The sequence below is a fragment of the Roseibium polysiphoniae genome (genome assembly GCF_014842925.1).
In the GTDB taxonomy this organism is placed as follows: domain Bacteria; phylum Pseudomonadota; class Alphaproteobacteria; order Rhizobiales; family Stappiaceae; genus Roseibium; species Roseibium polysiphoniae.
The window spans coordinates 401,853-420,195 of record NZ_JACYXJ010000001.1; the positions used below are offsets into that span (position 1 = coordinate 401,853).

Annotated in this window: 11 protein-coding genes; 9 read left to right on the plus strand and 2 right to left on the minus strand. The window is 58.4% G+C overall.

The window, feature by feature from the left end:
* Nucleotides 1-6 precede the first annotated feature (6 nt).
* Both phnE and IG617_RS01935 read left to right on the plus strand, forming a co-directional pair.
* The gene (gene phnE / locus IG617_RS01930) at nucleotides 7-1,341 is read left to right on the plus strand and encodes a phosphonate ABC transporter, permease protein PhnE (protein WP_192106822.1); all 1,335 of its coding nucleotides are present in this window, start codon (nucleotides 7-9) and stop codon (nucleotides 1,339-1,341) included.
* An 87-nt stretch (nucleotides 1,342-1,428) separates the two neighbouring features.
* Nucleotides 1,429-2,634, plus strand: coding sequence for a lytic murein transglycosylase (locus IG617_RS01935; protein ID WP_192106824.1), 1,206 nt, complete (start codon nucleotides 1,429-1,431; stop codon nucleotides 2,632-2,634).
* Between the two features lie 60 nt (nucleotides 2,635-2,694).
* Here the strand turns inward: IG617_RS01935 and IG617_RS01940 are convergent, their stop codons facing one another.
* Nucleotides 2,695-3,663 carry an aldo/keto reductase gene (locus IG617_RS01940; protein ID WP_192106826.1) on the minus strand — a complete coding sequence of 323 codons (969 nt, stop codon included), beginning with the start codon at nucleotides 3,661-3,663 and terminating at the stop codon, nucleotides 2,695-2,697.
* 140 nt (nucleotides 3,664-3,803) lie between these two features.
* On the opposite strand from IG617_RS01940, the gene parA reads away from it, so the two are divergent.
* From parA to IG617_RS01965, 5 genes are all read left to right on the plus strand, one after another.
* On the plus strand, nucleotides 3,804-4,457 hold the full coding sequence (parA, locus tag IG617_RS01945; protein WP_192106828.1) for a ParA family partition ATPase: 654 nt from the start codon (nucleotides 3,804-3,806) through the stop codon (nucleotides 4,455-4,457).
* Nucleotides 4,458-4,535: 78 nt separating this feature from the next.
* Nucleotides 4,536-10,076, plus strand: a complete 5,541-nt coding sequence (locus tag IG617_RS01950; RefSeq protein WP_192106830.1) for an alpha-2-macroglobulin family protein — start codon at nucleotides 4,536-4,538, stop codon at nucleotides 10,074-10,076.
* Nucleotides 10,077-10,082: 6 nt separating this feature from the next.
* Nucleotides 10,083-12,179, plus strand: a complete 2,097-nt coding sequence (gene pbpC, locus IG617_RS01955) for a penicillin-binding protein 1C (RefSeq protein ID WP_338109926.1) — start codon at nucleotides 10,083-10,085, stop codon at nucleotides 12,177-12,179.
* A 716-nt stretch (nucleotides 12,180-12,895) separates the two neighbouring features.
* Entirely contained in the window at nucleotides 12,896-14,005 is a 1,110-nt protein-coding gene (locus IG617_RS01960; protein ID WP_192106832.1) for a porin, read from the plus strand.
* A gap of 484 nt (nucleotides 14,006-14,489) precedes the next feature.
* On the plus strand, nucleotides 14,490-15,608 hold the full coding sequence (locus IG617_RS01965; RefSeq protein WP_192106834.1) for a porin: 1,119 nt from the start codon (nucleotides 14,490-14,492) through the stop codon (nucleotides 15,606-15,608).
* A gap of 140 nt (nucleotides 15,609-15,748) precedes the next feature.
* Here IG617_RS01965 and IG617_RS01970 read toward each other — a convergent pair whose 3' ends face one another.
* Nucleotides 15,749-16,675, minus strand: a complete 927-nt coding sequence (locus tag IG617_RS01970; protein WP_192106835.1) for an alpha/beta fold hydrolase — start codon at nucleotides 16,673-16,675, stop codon at nucleotides 15,749-15,751.
* A 214-nt stretch (nucleotides 16,676-16,889) separates the two neighbouring features.
* Between IG617_RS01970 and dapA the strand changes: the two genes are divergently transcribed.
* Complete coding sequence (gene dapA, locus IG617_RS01975) at nucleotides 16,890-17,768, plus strand: 4-hydroxy-tetrahydrodipicolinate synthase (RefSeq protein WP_192106836.1); 879 nt, start codon at nucleotides 16,890-16,892, stop codon at nucleotides 17,766-17,768.
* A gap of 67 nt (nucleotides 17,769-17,835) precedes the next feature.
* Entirely contained in the window at nucleotides 17,836-18,315 is a 480-nt protein-coding gene (gene smpB, locus IG617_RS01980; protein ID WP_192106837.1) for an SsrA-binding protein SmpB, read from the plus strand.
* Nucleotides 18,316-18,343 lie beyond the last annotated feature (28 nt).

Consider the following 18,343-nt stretch of genomic DNA (forward strand, 5'->3'; position numbering starts at 1 on the left):
AAATCCATGTCCATCGATACCCTTGAGCCGGTTATCACGCCTGATCTGGTCTGGACCAAAGTCCGCAACAGAACCCTTTTCACCATGCTCGTTCCGTTGGTGATCCTTGGCTACCTGATCTACACATGGTTTGCCTTCGACGTCGCCGGGCTCTTGTCCAAGGCGCAGCCGGACCGTGCCGCCATCCTCGCGACCGACTCCGTCGCCTACAAGGTGCACGTCACCAAGAACATCCGCAGGGATCAGCTTGAAGTCGCCATCGAGGGCGAGCGCCGGGCGGCCTATGATGACACCAACTATCCCGATTGGGTCCAGGTTGACGGTTCCAATTCGGTTGTGGATCTGGGCGAGGGCTATCTCGTCGAGATCGTCGACAAGACCATGAACTTCACGGTTCCCGGCTACGGCGTCATCACTGCGACGGCGACCAATTCCGGGGTCGACATAACTGTGCCACCCGGAGATCAACCGGACTGGCTGAAAACGAACCCCAAGAAGCTTGATGCGCGCCCGACCCTTGACCGGCGTGTGCAGGTGACACGCACCAAGATCGAGGTGCATAATTTCTTCGGCGGTTGGGAAAACTTCTGGTTCTCCTTCAACTCCGACCTTTATGGCATGTCCTTCAGCCAGCTCTATGCACTGGCACTCAGCGCTGATCGCTTGGATCCGGAATACTCAAATCTCTGGCACATTGTGCATGAGTTCCTGGACAATCCAGACTGGCAGCATGGCGAGATCTTCCTCGCGCTGCTGGAAACGATCATGATGGCCGTGCTTGGAACCATAACGGCGGCTGCCTTCGGCCTGCCGCTCGCCTTCCTCGCTGCTCGCAACTTTACGCCATCAATGTTCATGCGCTTTGGAACGCGGCGTCTGTTCGACTTCCTGCGCGGCATCGACATGCTGATCTGGTCGCTGATTTTCATCCGGGCTTTCGGCCTTGGCCCGCTGACCGGTGCATTGGCAATCGCCTTCACCGACACGGGCTCACTCGGCAAGCTGTTCTCTGAAGCGCTTGAGAACATTGACAACAAGCAGGTAGAGGGTGTTCGGGCGACAGGTGCCAACCAGTTGCAGCGGTATCGATTTGGTGTGATCCCACAGATTCTTCCGGTCTTTTTATCTCAGGTGCTCTACTATCTAGAATCAAATACGCGTTCGGCGACTGTGATTGGTGCGCTTGGTGCTGGCGGTATCGGCCTTATGCTGGTAGAAACGATGAAGACTTCCCGCGACTGGGAGAACACCAGCTACATCATCATCCTGACGATCCTCGTCGTGATCGCGATGGACCAGACATCGAGCTGGCTGCGCCGCAAGCTGATCGAGGGCAAATAGCAGTGTTTGCCCTAATTCAGACTCGATAGATTGTCAGCGTGTCTGGCATCGATTCGGCGATCTGCGGGGCTGGAAATGCGATTTGAAATGTCGGCTTTAACCCGGAAAGGCGTGTGTCTTTCCGGGCTTATCTCAGGACTATTGGCTCTTTCCGGTGGCATTCCGGCGCAAGCGGCGTCGATCGACAGCTGCGTGAACGCCTTGAAGGCTCAGGCTGTGAAATCCGGGGTTCGGCCCCAGGTCGCCAACCAGATGCTCTCCGGCGCTGCCTACGATGAGAAGGTCATTCGCTTCTCGACCTCGCAGCCGGAACACAAGACCCAGATCTGGGACTACATGGCGTTTCTGGTGGATCCGCAGCGGATCGCCGACGGCAAGAAACTCCTGAAGAAACATCGCTCCACGCTGTCGTCGGTCGAAAAACGCTTCGGTGTTGATCGTCACGTCGTTTTGGCTGTCTGGGGCATCGAGAGCGACTATGGCCAGTTCCGTGGCGATTTCTATACGCCTCATGCGCTCGCAAACCTGGCGTGTGCCGGTGGGCGGCGTTCTAAATACTTCCGCGGTGAGCTGATCAAGACCCTGCAGATTGCCTCGCGCGGTGACGTACCCCACAGCGATTTTCGTGGATCCTGGGCAGGTGCGTTCGGCCAGACCCAATTCATGCCCTCGACCTACATCAGTCTGGCGGTCGATTTCGACGGTGATGGCCGTAAAGACTTGGTCAACTCCGTGCCCGATGCCCTGGCATCGACGGCCAACTTCCTGAAGAACGCGGGATGGCGCGACAGCCGCCTCTGGGGTTTCGAGGTGAAGGTGCCCAAAGGCTATTCAGGTCCGTCGGGGCGCAAGAAATATGCATCCATGAGCACATGGACGAAACGGGGCCTCAGGAACATCGACGGCAGCAAGTTCAAGAGCAGGCAGGAAACCGCCCTGATACGGCCTGCCGGGGCGAACGGACCCGCGTTTCTCCTCACCCGCAATTTCAAGGCACTGCGGTCCTACAACGCCTCGACGTCCTATGGGCTCGCGATTGCGCTGCTGTCTGAGCTTGTTTCCGGCGGTGAGCCTTTCAAGACGCCTTGGCCGACCAATGATCCGGGATTGTCGCGGGCACAGCGGCTGGAGCTGCAGAAATTGCTCAATCGCAACGGTTTCGATGTCGGCGAGCCTGACGGCAAGGTGGGCCCTGCCACCCGCGCGGGCATCAAAAAGGCGGAAGCCCGCTATGGCCTTCCTGTGACAGGTCGTCCCGGCTGGACGATCTACAACAAGCTTGGTGGCCAGTAAGCGCGCAGTTGTGATGCGAGAGCTGCCCCGGTCAGAAACCGGGGCGCTTATCGTCTGAGGCTATTGGTCTTCCAGCCGGTCAGTCGCAGGCGGCGGCGTCCGCGACAAGGCCGAAATCTCGCTGCGAAGCTCTTCGGTCATGTCGATGTCGATGGATTGCAATGACGGCTTTAGCTGCTCCGTATGCCGCGCTCCGATGATCGGCGCCGTGATACCGTCGTGCCCGCCAACCCAGGCAACCGCGAGGGACACGGGGTGAACGCCCATCTTCTCTGCAAACATCGTGAAGCGTTCTGCCGTCTCATAGGTCCAATCTTCGCCGTAGCGCGCGGCATACATGGCGTTTTCCGCAAGCCGGCTGCCATCGGGCTTTACGCCGGGCCGGTACTTGCCCGAAAGCAGGCCTCCGCCCACAGGGCTGTAGGAAATCACGCCGAGGTTCTCTGACTGAGCCAGCGGCAGGATTTCGGTCTCTGCCTGGCGTTTCACCAGATTGTACATCGGCTGGAGGACATCGAACCGTGCCCAGCCTTCCTTCGCGCTGATACCGAGTGCCTTTGCCACCTGCCAAGCGGCATAATTGCTGGCGCCGAGGTAAAGAACCTTGCCCGCGCGGACCACGTCCTCGAGCCCGCGCAAGGTTTCTTCCAAAGGTGTCTCGTCGTCGAAACGATGAACGAAATAGACATCCAGCCGGTCTGTTCCAAGCCGCGAAAGGCTTGCGTCGATGGCCCTGGTCACATGGCGCCGGTTTGTTCCGCCTGAGTTGGCGTCCTTTCCGGTCTGGCCCCAGACCTTGGATGTAATGACAAGCTCATCGCGCTCGTGAGCGATTTGCCGTCCCAGGATTTCTTCGGCGGCGCCATCGGAATAGACATCCGCGCAGTCGAAAAAATTGATGCCTGCATCCCTGCATGCGCCATACAGAGCCACAGCTGCGGTCTCATCAGCGTCGCCGCCAAAGGACATGGTGCCGAAGCAAAGTTCTGACACCTTGATGCCGGTGCGCCCCAAGGGAACGAGTTTCATGACAGTCCTCCAAAATGACAGGGTGTTTCGACGATAAAGATATGATCCGGTCGCGCTCGTAAAGACCGTGTTTGGGAGAAGCAGTTGTCACGGTCGATATTGCGGCGCAGTATATTTGCGGGTGGGGTTGGAGGATCAAAATGGCAGGGCATATTCTGACGGTTGCACAACAAAAGGGTGGTTCGGGCAAGACAACGCTGGCTGCTCATATCGCTGTTGCCTTGTCGAAGGTGGCGGAAGGGCCTGTCGCTGTACTGGATGTGGATCCGCAGGGCTCCCTCGGCACATGGTTCGAGGCGCGTGAGGAGTTGCTCGGCGAAGATCAGACAGGTCTGGCGTTTCGAACAGCTTCTGGCTGGGGCTCGCGAAGGGAGGCGAAGTCCCTTGCGCGGTCCCATGAATTCGTCGTCATTGATACGCCGCCGAAAACCGATGTCGAAGCGAAACCGGCCATCGATGCAGCTGACCTCGTGATTGTCCCGATACAGCCCACACCCGTTGATCTTTGGGCGACCGGGCAGACGATACAGCTGGCAGAGCGGGAAGACACCGAGGCAGTGCTCCTGTTCAACCGTGTGCCGCCACGCGCGGCTCTGACACAGGAAATGACAGAGGCGATTGCGAAGTCCGGCTTCGAGATCTTCGAAGCACGGCTTGGCAACCGGACGGCCTTTGCATCATCCATGGGCACGGGCAGGACGGTGATGGAGATCGCGCCCTCAGGCAAGGCCTCGAAAGAGGTCGCTGCTTTTATCTCGGAGCTGGTCCAGCGCTTTCAGCCCGACAATTTTTAATTTCTGCCTTGGCAACGTCATGATCGCGTGTACCGTTACCCATCGGCAGGTTTGTCGATGCCCCAGGGGGAGGTGGTTATGTCGTTTCGGTATGTCTTGGAAGCCGCGAAGGTCGGTGGTCGGCGGTTGAGGTCACTGTTGCCCCAGTGGGTTGCCATTTGCGCTGCCATTGGTGCTTTCGCAGCGTTGGCGCTTGCGGTTCCGGTTCACGCGCAAGAAAGGCGTATCGTCACCATCGAAGATGCCGACTTTTTTGGCGGCGACTACCGGACCGTCAAGGACGTTGACCTGTCAGGCTGTGAGGCTGTGTGTCTCGCCGACAACATGTGCCGCGCCTTTACCTACAACACCTCGGCCGGCTGGTGTTTTTTGAAGTCTGACTTCGGTCAGTTGCAGAGCTTCGTCGGAGCGATTGCCGGCCGGGTCGTTTCAGTCGAGCAGCCACGGGAAGACCAACAGGCCGACCGCAAGGCAGATCTAGGATTTCTGGAAAGTAGTCTGCTTGAAACGGCTGAGACATATTCTGCCCGTTTGCAGCAAAGCCCTATCACGACCAGTTTGACAGCAGACCAGCTGCGCCGCGAGGCACGTCAGAAAATACTCAACAAGGACGGACCTGTCGCAGAGGCTGATTTCGGAGCGCTTATTGCTTTGGAACCCGGCGACCTGGAAGCCTGGCAGGGGCTCGCCATGGCCCAGCTGATGCAGAGCCCAAAAGACTGGCAGGAGCGTCAGCGCAAACAGGAAAACGCGACATCCTCGTCCATCAACGCCTATCTGCGCTCCATAAGTGCAACTGAACGCGCGCGTTCTCTCGAGCTGATAGGATCGTCTCTTGCTGCGCGCCAGCAGTGGAAGCCGGCGATCAAGGCCCTGCGCGCCGCTCTTGCGCTGGATGAAATTCCCGGTCTTCGCCGCCGCTACGATCAGATGGTCGCAGAACACGGCTTCCGGATTCTCAATCACACGGTGGCAGCCGACGCCGCCGCGCCGCGCATCTGTGTGGTCTTCTCGTCTTCATTGCCGCGTAACACCGATTTCTCGCCCTATGTCTCCGTCACCGGGCAGGGAACGACCTCTGTTGAGGCCGACGGGGCACAGGTCTGCGTCGATGGCGTTACCCATGGCGAAAGATACCGCCTGAGCGTGAGAAGCGGTTTGCCCGCGGCAGACGGCGAGGTTCTTGAGAAATCGGTGGACCTCAACATCTACGTCCGCGATCGCGCGCCATCCGTTCAGTTCATCGGCCGCGCCTATGTTCTGCCCGCCGGCGGCGAGCCGACGATCCCCATCGTTTCAGTGAACACGAGCGAAGTCGCCGCAGAGATCTTCCGCGTCGGCGACCGTGCATTGGCAGGTGTTGTGCGCGACGGCAAATTCCTCCGTCAATTGGGAAGCTATCAGGCCGAACAACTGACGGATGATCTGGGCGAGAAGGTCTGGTCCGGAACAGTCGAAACGGAAAACAGCCTCAACAGGGACATCACCACGGCTGTGCCGCTGAACGAGATCGGTCTCGATATCAAGCCGGGCGTTTACGCAATGACGGCCCGCTCCAAGCTCGACACGCAGAACAAGTGGGGTCCACTTGCGACGCAGTGGTTCATTGTCTCCGATCTGGGTCTGTCCTCCTTGAGCGGAAATGACGGCATCGCCGTGAATGTTCGTTCTCTCAACACTGCCGAAGCCATCCCCGGCGTGTCGCTCAAGCTTCTTGCGGTCAACAACGAAATCCTCGGCGAGGTGACCACGGACGACGACGGTTTTGGCCGCTTTGCGCCCGGGCTTGGCCGCGGACGGGGCGGCATGGCGCCAAGCCTTGTGGTCGCTGAAACGCAGGCCCGAGACTATTCCTTCCTGGATCTGAGAAAGCCCGCTTTCGACCTGAGCGACCGTGGCGTCGAAGGGCGAGCGGCGCCGGGACCTCTTGATGTCTTCGGCTGGACAGACCGCGGAATCTACAAGGCTGGCGAGACAGTGCATGCTCAGGCGCTCATCCGCACGTCCAGGGCTGTGGCCCAGGAGGGCCTGCCTCTGACTTTTGTTCTCGATCGTCCCGATGGCGTCGAACATTCGCGCTATCTGGTGCAGGACGCCGGTCTCGGTGGTCATCTTAAGGACTTCAGCCTGGACGCCGGGGCACAACAGGGCGTCTGGTCCTGGAAGGTCTTCGTGGATCCCAAGGGCGATGCATTGTCCCAGTCTACGTTCCTGGTCGAGGATTATCAGCCTGAACGTGTGGATTTCGACCTGGAAACCAGCGCCGAGTCCTTCAGCCGCAGCGCAGCAACACCGGTGTCCGTCGAGGCAAGGTTCCTTTATGGCTCCCCAGCGAGCGGTCAGACCCTGGAAGGCGACATCATCGTGACGTCAACCCGGGAGCTCCCCAGTCAGCCGGGGTACATCTTTGGTCTTGCCGACGACATTTCCTATCCGACACGCGAAACGCTGCCGTCTGGCCTGAAGACCGATGCCAATGGTGGCTTGTCCTTCGGCGTGACCTTGCCGGAAATTGCCGGGATCACCGGCCTCTACAAGGGCGAGCTGGTGGCAAGACTGGTGGAGACCGGCGGTCGTTATGTCGAGCGCAGGTTGAATTTGCCGGTTGCCCAGGATGGCGAAAAGATCGGCCTCAAGCCGCTGTTCGATGGCGGTGTTGACGAAGGCGGCCCGGCCTCTTTCAACGTGGTTCTGCTCGGTGAGGACGGTACGCCGCGCGCAGCCGAAGACCTTTCCTGGACTCTCTCGCGCATCGAACGCCGTTATCAATGGTACCGGACCGATGGCTCGTGGAACTATGAGCCGATCACCACGACCAAGCGCGTGGCAAACGGCGACTTGTCGATACAAGCCGGACAGGCCGGAAGCCTGTCTTTGCCCGTGGAGTGGGGCCGATACCGGCTTGAAGTTCAATCCGGCGGACCTCAGGCGACGGCAACCAGCGTCGAATTCTCGGCGGGCTGGTACACTGCCGATGCCACATCCGAGACGCCCGACTATCTCGATGTTGGTCTCGATAAGAAAAGTTACCGTCCCGGCGAAACGGCAACCCTGCGCCTGACGTCCCAAATGGATGGAATCGCCGTGGTGAACGTCGTCTCAGGTGGATTGTTGAACTCGCGGACGATCGAAGTAGAAGGTGGTGAGGCAGAAGTTGGCCTGCCGGTAACGGAAGAATGGGGGGCAGGGGCCTATGTGACCGCGAGCCTTTATCGTCCCATGGACCTTGAGAACAAACGGATGCCGTCTCGGTCGGTCGGGCTTTCCTGGCTCAAGGTCGAGCCGGGGGAGCGTGATCTTGATATCAGCCTGTCTGCGACTTCAACCCTGCGGCCGTCCACGACCCTGGAAGTGCCCATCGAGGTGGCGGGACTTGCTGCCGGCACCCAGGCATACGTAACGCTCGCCGGCGTCGATCTTGGCATCCTCAACCTGACAGGGTTTGAGCCGCCAGCACCAGAGGACTGGTACTTCGGCCAGCGGCGGTTGGGTGCGGAGATGCGCGACCTCTACGGCCAGCTCATCGATCGCACGCTTGGCGTTCGCGGCAAGGTCCGCTCTGGTGGTGATGCCATGGCCATGCGCCTTGAAGCGCCGCCCCCGGATGAAGAGCCGCTGGCGCTGTTTTCCGGTCTCGTCGCGCTGAATGACGAGGGCAAGGCTGTCGTACGTTTCGAGATACCTGAATTCAATGGCACACTGCGGTTGATGGCCGTGGCCTGGACGAAGGAGGGCGTTGGTCACGCATCTCAGGACGTCGAGATTCGCGCGCCGATGGTGTTGACCGCGAGTCTGCCTGGCTTCCTGGCACCCGGCGATGTTTCACGGCTGCAGCTTGAGATCGACAACGTCGAAGGTCCTGCAGGCGTCTACGACCTTACCCTGTCTGCAGAAGGACCGGCCGGTCTGGACCGCGAGGGCCCTCAGGTGCGTCAGCTGGAGCTTGGTGAAGGCGAGAAAACCCTTGTTCGAGTGCCGGTCTCCGCGTTCGACGAGCAAGGCAGCACGACGATCATCGCAGCTTTGGCGGCCCCCGACGGCACGGAGGTGGTCAAACGGATGCGATTGGATGTGCGCGATACCCAGCCAGATGTGGTTCGCAGGTCCAGTTTCACTCTTTCTGGGGGCGCGGGTCTCTCTCTCGATGCGGGAAGCTTTGAAGGGCTGCGGCCCGAAACCGTGTCGGTCAAAGTGACGGCCGGAGGCGCAGCTCGTATCGATGTGGCCGGTCTTCTGGATGCGCTCGACCGCTATCCCTATGGCTGCACCGAACAAACAACCAGCCGGGCCCTGCCGCTGCTTTATCTGAACCAGGTGGCAACTGCCGCTGGCCTTGGGGAAGATCCGGAGATACGGGAACGGGTCGTCAAGGCGATCCAGCGGGTTCTGGCAAACCAGTCATCTGACGGATCCTTCGGACTCTGGAACAGCTACAGCAGCTATGATCCCTGGCTCGACGCCTATGTGGTCGACTTCCTCACCCGGGCGCGCGAGGAAGGCTATCAAGTGCCTGAACTGGCCTTCGAAACGGCGCTGGACAACCTAGAAAACCGCCTGGCCTATGCCTCCGACTTCACCGAAGGCGGCGAGGAAATCGCCTATGGCCTCTATGTGCTTGCCCGCAACAGCCGGGCGTCCATGGGGGATCTCAGATATTATCTGGATGCCAAGCTTGGCGCCTTCTCAACGCCGCTTGCCAAGGCGCAGCTTGCCGCAAGTCTGGCTCTCTACGGCGAGGCCAAACGTGCCGAGGAAGGTTTCAGGGCCGCGACCTTGGCGTTGGGCGAACGTTCAAAGAGCGGTTACCGGGCGGACTATGGATCTGCGCTGCGCGATGGTGCCGGCGTTCTCACCTATGTGTCGGCGTCAGACGCCGACAGCCCGGACCAGTCTCGTGCCAGTGATTTCGTGAAGGCTGCCCAGGAGGGCCGGTCCTATTATTCCACGCAAGACATGGCTTGGCTCTTGATGGCCGCACGCGAGCTCAATGAGCAGGCGACGGCCACCAAAATTGCGATCAATGGCGAGGAGACACCCGGACGGCTTGTCTGGTCATTCTCCGGCCTGACGCTTGAGCGCGAAATAACCCGCATTGAAAACCGGGGTGGCGAGGGCACTGAACTGCTGGTTTCGGTGTCCGGCCAACCTCTGTTGCCAGAACCTGCCGGTGGTACGGACTATGTCATTGAACGTCAGATTTTTGATCTGGATGGCAACCTGGTTGATCCCGGGGCGGTTCCGGTCAGCACACGCCTCGCTGTTGTCGTCACTGTTCGCGCCCTGACCGACACGCCGGGACGCCTGATGGTGGTCGATCGTATTCCAGCGGGCCTTGCCATTGATAATCCACGGTTGGTCCGTTCCGGCGATATCGGCGCGCTTCGATGGCTGAAGACCGTCGATCAGCCCGAGCACGCCCAGTTCCACGGCGACAGGTTCGAGGTTTCTGTCGATCAGACGCGCTCAGGCGGCTCGGAATTGAATTTTGCGTATCTCGCTCGTGCCGTGACACCGGGCAATTATGCGCATCCTCCGGCGTCCGTCGAGGATATGTATCGGCCCGAGCGCCGCGCAATCACCGGCACGGGTCGTCTGTCGGTTCTTGGACCGGTTCGGTAGACAGGCGTGAAGGGCTTGCGCACAGGAACCAAACAACGGTGGCGGTTTTCTGCCATCGCCCTGGCTGTCTTCAGTGTTGCTACCGTGGCGGGTCTGGGCAAGGTCTATCTGGACTACCGGGCCCTGCCTCCGAGCCTGGCCCCAGCCGATCTGACGATCTCAAAGACTGTTCTTGATCGCAATGGGCAGCTTTTGCGCGCCTTCACCACACCGGACGAGAAATGGCGCTTGCCCGTCGCCGTTCGCGACGTCGATCCGCTCTATTGGAAGATGCTCAAGGCCTATGAGGATCATCGATTTGATCAGCATCACGGAGTTGATGTCTCGGCCATGCTCCGCGCAGCTTATCAGCTGCTGTCCTCTGGCCATGTCGTTTCGGGCGCTTCGACCCTCACAATGCAGACTGCGCGCCTGCTGCAAGAGCGGCCGACGCGCAGCCTTTCGGCCAAATACCATCAGATCCTCGCGGCACTGAGGCTGGAATCAGATCTTTCCAAGGAGGACATCCTCCAGCTTTATGCACTGCGCGCGCCCTTCGGCGGAAATCTGGAGGGAATACGGGCAGCCGCACTGACCTGGTTTGGCAAGGAACCGCGACGCCTGACACCTGCGGAGGCGGCACTGCTCGTTGCTTTGCCGCAATCACCGGAAGCGCGGCGACCGGACAGGTTTAAATCGGCAGCGCAGGCGGCGCGTGATCGTGTGCTGGATCGTGCCGTCATTGCCGGCGTGCTGTCACAGGGCGATGCTGATGCAGCACGTGAGGAGAATGTGCCGGTCAGACGGCGCTCCATGCCTTTCCTCGCAGCGCATGCCGCAAGAGCAGCGGTCGCCTCGAAAGAAATCGAAACTATCCATCGCCTGACCCTGGATGCGTCTCTTCAGCGGGCACTGGAAACCCTGATTGATCAACGCATAGATGCTATGGGTCCAAAGGTCTCTGCAGCGCTCCTCGTTGCAGATCATCAAAGCGGCGAGGTATTGGCGAGCGTCGGGTCGCCGAATCTGATGGATGAAGCGCGATTGGGGCACATTGACATGACCCGCGCCATCCGGTCGCCGGGATCAACGCTCAAGCCTTTCATCTATGGCTTGGCGTTCGAAGACGGCATTGCGCATCCCGAAAGCACAATTGACGACCGTCCCATCGACATTGGTGGCTATAAGCCCACCAACTTTGATTTGGCCTATCAGGGACGGGTCAGCGTCCGAGAGGCCTTGCAGCTCTCCTTGAATACGCCTGCGATCCAGCTGCTCGAAGCCGTAGGGCCAGCAAAGCTGGTGGCAAGACTCAAGCGAAGTGGGGCAGGGGTTGTCATTGGCGGTGCGGATGCTCCCGGACTGGCGATTGGTCTTGGTGGCCTTGGAATGAGTCTGTGGGATCTGACCCAGCTTTATGGCGCGCTTGGAAATGGCGGTCATTCGATTTCACTGCACCTGGAGGCATCTGGAAGCGACCGCCCAAGGTCACGCCGGATCTTGGAAGAGGTCGCTGCATGGCATGTTGGCGATGTGCTTGCCGGGTTGCCGCAGCCCCGCGCCGCCGGTGCCAACCAGATCGCCTACAAGACCGGCACCGCTTATGGCTATCGGGATGCCTGGGCGATGGGCTACGACGGCCGGGATGTTGTTGGCGTCTGGGTTGGACGTGCTGACGGCACGCCATTGCCAGGAATGACCGGCGCCGGTTCTGCTGTTCCGCTGTTGTTCGAAGCCTTTCAAAGGCTGAAGAAATCCCCCGCCCCACTCCCGGCTGCACCCAGCGGGACCTTGAAGATGGCGGCTGCTGACCTGCCTTTGCCATTGCGCGCTGCGAGAGTGCACAAACCGGCCGCTGGCGCGCTCCGTTCTCTGGAGATCAGTTACCCGCCGCAGTCTGGCACGATTGACCTCGGACTGGGGGAGGGGCGGCAGACATTGCCACTTGTCGTCAAGCTTCAGGGGGGAACGCGGCCCTTTAGCTGGTTCGTCGACGGCCAGCCGATGTCGGCAAGAAGCTTTGCCTCCCAATTGTCGTTTGAGCCCGAAGGTCCGGGTGCGACGAGCATAACCGTCGTCGATTCAGCGGGTCTCAGCGATACTGTCGATCTGTTCATCCGCTAGATTGAGCGCTTGGTGTTTCAGAGATGCCCCCTCAAGTCCGCCGGCTTTCGTGCGTCTTGCGCGCCGCTTCATCCGCAACGCAAGCCCCAAATGATGGGCTTGTAGGGCTTAGGGGCGGGGAAGGTATCCCTCGCTGAGCTGTCCGATTCGACACTTCTGCAATTACCGTTCGGAAACTTCCGTTTTGAAGCCTGTGGCCTTGTCTTTTCAGGCTCGTATTCGGTGTTTTCAAGAGACCTGTTTCATCTCTTGAAAGTGAAGATAAACACCTTAAATGCAAACTATACTCATTAGTGTAATTTGCTCACGAAAAAAGTGATAAGTAAACGTAATAGTGTAATTTTAAATAACAAAAATATGTAATTTTGCGAGAAAAAAATCCTCTGTCGGGTCGAGAGAGTTTCTGGGTGCGAAGGTGATGTGGAGGGTGTCCTCTTCTGATCTATTCCAGTGATGTTCAATGGATTTCTTCATCGAGATAAAATAAACAGCAAAAACAATATATTGCAAAAATAGCACACAAAAACTAAACAGAGCAGTGTAATTACAATCTGTCTTGCGTGATCGAGTCTCGCTGTGGTTTTTTCATTTCGTGAACGGCGGGTCCTGCAAACCTTAGAATTACAAATAGTAATGTATGGGCCGCGTGAATTACGAATTGGCGAAGCTTGCCGATAAGCGGCTTGCTGGACCAGAAGAGATCTATGAGGTCAGAAATGAACTTTAAGAGCCTTATGCTCGGCGCTGCTGCTGCAGCTGCTGCCACCGGCGCCCAGGCTGCCGACCTTCCGGTCGCTCCGGAGCCCGTCGACTACGTTCGCGTCTGTGACGCTTACGGTTCGCGCTTCTATTACATCCCGGGCACCGAAACCTGCCTGCGCGTAGGTGGCCGCGTTCGTGTTCAGTACGTTGCCAACAACTTCGCGGACGACGGCGATTGGGGCGATCGTTCAGAAGACGGTTACGACTTTTATGCTCGCGGATACCTTTATCTCGATAGCCGCACCAACACCGAGTTCGGTCTGCTGCGTACCTTCACAGAGATCTACGGTACCAACACCAACGGCGGCGAAAGTTTCTCGCTTGGCAAGGCCTACGTTCAGTGGGGCGGCTTCACCTTCGGCCACGCGACGTCTTTCTTTGACTACTTCACCGGTCAGGCTTTCATCGGTGTCGTTGGTCGCAACTGGTCCGACACCACGGTAAACCTTGCTGCTTACACCGCTGCATTCGGTAATGGTTTCTCCGCAACGCTCTCTATTGAAGATGGCACTAGCCGGGAAAATGGCGACTATGCCGGCTCGAAGTTCCCGGACGTTGTTGCAAACCTGCGTGTCGATCAAGGGTGGGGTAACGCTCAGGTGATGGGCGCGATCCATAATGTTCGCCCCGAGGATGCATCGGTTGACGGTTCCGTTGGTTGGGCAATCGGTGGTGGTGTGACCATCGACCTGCCGATGCTTTCCTCCGGTTCCAACATCGCGTTCCAGGCAACTTATGTTGATGGCGCACTGGCCTACATCGGTGCGGATTCGGATTATTCCGACTATGCAGCTGATGGTGACACGTCCACCGGCTTCTCAATTGGCGGCGGTGTCTACCACCAGGCAACATCGACCATTGGTCTGGCGCTTGATGGCTCCTACATGGATCTCGAGCTTGGCGATGAAACCGACGTGACGCGCTACGCAATCGACGGCTCCGTTCAGTGGGCTCCGGTTTCCGGTCTGGCGCTTGGTGTTGATGTTGGTTACGCGAGCACCGAAGTCGATGATGCCGATCAGGACGAGATCCTTGCTGGTTTCCGCGTTCAGCGCACGTTCTGATCTCAGGATCCTAAAAATCCTGGCCAGTTGATCTTCTGATCTCCGGTCAGTCATGCAGCCCGGCAGATTCCACCCTGCCGGGCTGTCCCCGTTCTAAAGGGGGAATCAGAACGCGCTTTGAGCCGGTTGATACGATCGTGCGGGGAGCGTTGAGAACTGAAAATGCGGTGATTTTCGCTTTAGGCGGGTCTTCTTTCCTAACGAAACCTTACTGCGAACGCCAAATCTGTGTCATTCACGCAACACCGGAATTTGAAACAAAGCCGTGGCGGGTCTGTTCGGCTTTTCGTTGTTGCGACTCCAATCCCGATGCGTATGGTCATTTTGCGAGCGGCTTTCGGGCCGCACTGGTTTGCACTTCCGGATATCCAACATTCGGGTCAGGGCATCTCCAGAGATTTTCGCGGGGATTAGATGACTAGCGGCAGATGCCCAGCCTCAATGAGGCAAGTCGTCATTAACATGACTGATTTGGAGGTCAGAAATGAACTTTAAGAGCCTTATGCTCGGCGCTGCTGCTGCAGCTGCTGCCACCGGCGCCCAGGCTGCCGATCTTCCGGTTGCTCCGGAGCCAGTTGACTACGTTCGCGTCTGTGACGCTTACGGCGCTCGCTTCTACTACATCCCGGGCACCGAAACTTGCCTGCGTGTAGGTGGTCGTGTTCGTGCTAACTACGTCGCCAACAACTTCGCCGATGACGGCACTTGGGGCGGTCGCGATGAAGCTCTCGACTTCAATGCAGAGGGCTACCTGTACCTCGACGCTCGAACAAACACCGAATTCGGTCTGCTGCGCGCATTCATCGAGTATGAAATTGAATCTGATGATGATGCCAAGCTCGGCAAAGCCTACATCCAGTGGGGCGGCCTGACTTTCGGTCACGCAACTTCGTTCTTCGACTTCTTCACCGGCCAGGCCAACCAGGGTGTTGTCACTCGTAACTGGTCTGATGTGACCACCGATCTTGCTGCTTACACCGCAGCCTTCGGTAACGGTTTCTCTGCAACTCTCTCCGTTGAAGACGGAACCTTCCGTGAAGTTGGTGACTACGCTGGCCACAAGATTCCTGACTTCGTCGCTAACTTGCGCGTTGACCAGGGTTGGGGTTCAGCACAGATCATGGCTGCTCTCCACAACGTTCGTCCGGCAAGTGCTTCTGACGACGGCGCTCTTGGTTGGGCCATCGGTGGTGGTGTGATCATCGATCTGCCTATGCTTGCTTCCGGTTCCAACATTGCGTTCCAGGCTCAGTATGCTGATGGCGCTCTGGCTTACATCGGTTCTAGCGACTCCTACAACGGCCAGTCTGTCTATGACGCCGCTCCAAACGGCGACACCTCCACTGGTTACTCTCTGTCTGCTGGTGTCTACCACCAGGCAACTTCGACCGTTGGTCTCGCTCTCGACGGTTCCTACATGGACGTTGACCTCGGCAACTCTACCACTGACGTGACTCGTTGGGCAATCGACGGTTCTGTTGCTTGGACGCCGGTTTCCGGCCTCACGCTCGGTGTCGACATGGGCTATGCGAACACCGACGTTGACGGTGCCGGCGACCAGGACGAGATCCTCGCTGGTTTCCGCGTACAGCGCACGTTCTAATTCGATCCTTTCCTAGGATTGAAGAAAAGCCCGGCGGCAACGCCGGGCTTTTTGCTTTTTCGATTTGATTTCTTTTGATTGTTTTCGGCGTGGGCAGCTTCCGGAAAGCCTTCGGAAAAGCAGTGCTTCGAAAAGGCCGCCTAAGAGTGCCTTGCGAGAAATTGAAGAATCCGGCTCTGCGTCGGCTCATCCCACAGCAGCGGAGCGTGACCTTCGTCGGGGACCGTCAAACACTCGGTGCCGGGGTGCACTCCGGCCATCTTCTGACAGGTTTCTTTGCTCAGAAGATCAGAGTGTTCACCGCGCAAAACGAGCACGGGTATCGGCGCGATCGTCTCGAACAAGGGCCAAAGATCCGGAATCGGCGCCGCTTCATCGTTTAGGGCCAATGTCTTGCCGAGCGCAGGGTCATATTCCAGCCGGAAATCACCGGGTGTTTCCGCGCCGAGTTGCTCGGCGAGATGGATCCAGTTGTCGCGCGACAGCTTGGGAAACTGCTGACCAAGAAGGCTCTTCAACCTTTCGCCGCAGACGGCCTTGCTGGGAAAGCTCATGGTTTTGCCGAGCGTCGCGGCGATCCGATGGATGGCCTTCATCTCGATATGAGGGCCGATGTCGTTGAGCGCGATCGCGGCAATCCGATCGGGGCCAAATCTCTCGGCCATTGCCATGGCATGAATTCCGCCGCGGGAGGTGCCGAGGATCGAGAAGCGTTGCAGATCAAGGTGATTGATGGCCGCATCAATATCGTGGCCCTCGATGGGGATTGCGTAATTGTGCCATTCCGGATCCCAGTCGCTTTGCCCGCGCCCCCGGTAGTCAAGCGCAATGACCCTCAGTCCCTGGCGCTGGAGGAACTGGGCGATTTCGCGAAAGTCCTTTGTGTTGCGGGACAGTCCCGGAAGACAGAGGATCGGCGGAAAGTCCGCTGCGACTGAAGGATCCGGCTGCCAATCGACACCATGAAGGTTCAGCCCGTCATGGCTCTTCCAGCGGAAAGTGATCGGTTCCGGGCATGTCGCCGGGCCGGCACGTGCCGCGGATTCGCTAGTGTGGTTGTTCTCCATGGCCTGTTTTCCTCTCGGTATTTTTCCGTTTGAGCAAATGGTAGGAGAGCTGCGACCAGATAGCCAGATCCGCAAGGTCACTGATGCGGCAAAAGCGCAAGATACTCAGCGGGCTAAAGGGTTTGGGATTGCCCCGAAACCGGCAGACGACTATGGTGCCGATCCATTCAGGCGCGGCCTGATATTGACTGCCAAACCGATAGAGGAAACCGAAATGTTCAAGGGATCGATTCCAGCGCTGATCACACCGTTCAAGGACGGGGCGCTTGATGAGAAACGGTTTCAGGACTTTGTCGATTGGCAGATAAAACAGGGTAGCAACGGCCTCGTGCCTGTGGGCACGACCGGTGAAAGCCCGACGCTCAGTCATGATGAGCACAAGCGGCTGGTTGAGCTTTGCATCGAGGCCGCCGGCGGACGCGTTCCGGTGATGGCTGGTGCCGGGTCTAACAACACGGCCGAAGCAATTGATCTTGCAAACTTTGCTGAAAAGGCGGGTGCGGACGCGCTGCTGATCGTCACGCCTTATTACAACAAGCCAAACCAGGCTGGTTTGAAGGCGCATTTCCGGGCGATTGATGAAGCGGTCGGAATCCCGATCTATATTTACAACATCCCTGGTCGCTCCGTGATCGACATGACCCCGGAAACAATGGCTGAGCTTTTCAAGACCTGCAAAAATATTGCCGGTGTGAAAGATGCGACCGCGAACCTTGCAAAGGCGAGCCAGCAGCGCCACCTGTGTGGTCCTGACTTTGTTCAGCTCTCCGGCGAGGATATCACTGCGCTTGGCTTCAATGCGCATGGTGGAACCGGTTGCATCTCGGTAACAGCGAATGTCGCACCGAAGCTGTGTTCAGAGTTCCAGGCTGCCTGTCAGGCTGGCGACTACGCAACCGCCATCTCGATTCAGGACCGGTTGGCGCCACTGCATCAGGCTCTGTTCATTGAACCGAACCCGACCGGTGCAAAATATGCGCTGTCGCTGCTGGGCAAGCTGGACAACAATGTTCGCTTGCCGCTGGTGCCCGTGTCTGAGGAGACACAGGTCGAGATCCGTTCGGCCATGGTACATGCCGGCCTGATCAACTAACGAGCCTTAAAAAGGCGACGGAACCCGGCGACCACGCCGGGTTCCAGGTGACAAGGACAAGAAGAAAATGGCCCCCAAACACGGAGGTCCTCCCGGTCGGACGATCATCTCCGACAACAGGAAGGCCCGTTTCAACTTTGAAATTGAAGACACTGTGGAAGCCGGTATCGAGCTGAAGGGAACCGAGGTGAAATCCTTGCGCACCGGCAAGGCGAACATCGGCGAATCCTACGCGGCCGAGCACAACGGCGAGATCTGGATCTACAACGTTTACATCCCCGAATATCTTCAGGGAAACCGGTTCAATCACGAGCCGCGGCGCCCAAGAAAGCTCCTGCTGCATAAGCGTGAGATCGGCAAGCTTGCCGGTGCCGTGCAAAAGGAAGGCAAGACCATCGTTCCGCTCAAGCTCTACTTCAACGAGCAGGGCAGGGCGAAGCTCGAGATCGCGTTGGCGCGCGGCAAAAAGGTCCATGACAAGCGCGAAACCGAGAAAAAACGCGACTGGGACCGTGAGAAATCCAGGATTATGAAAAACTACCGATAACCTGTGTGCAGTCTGTGGATAACCTGTG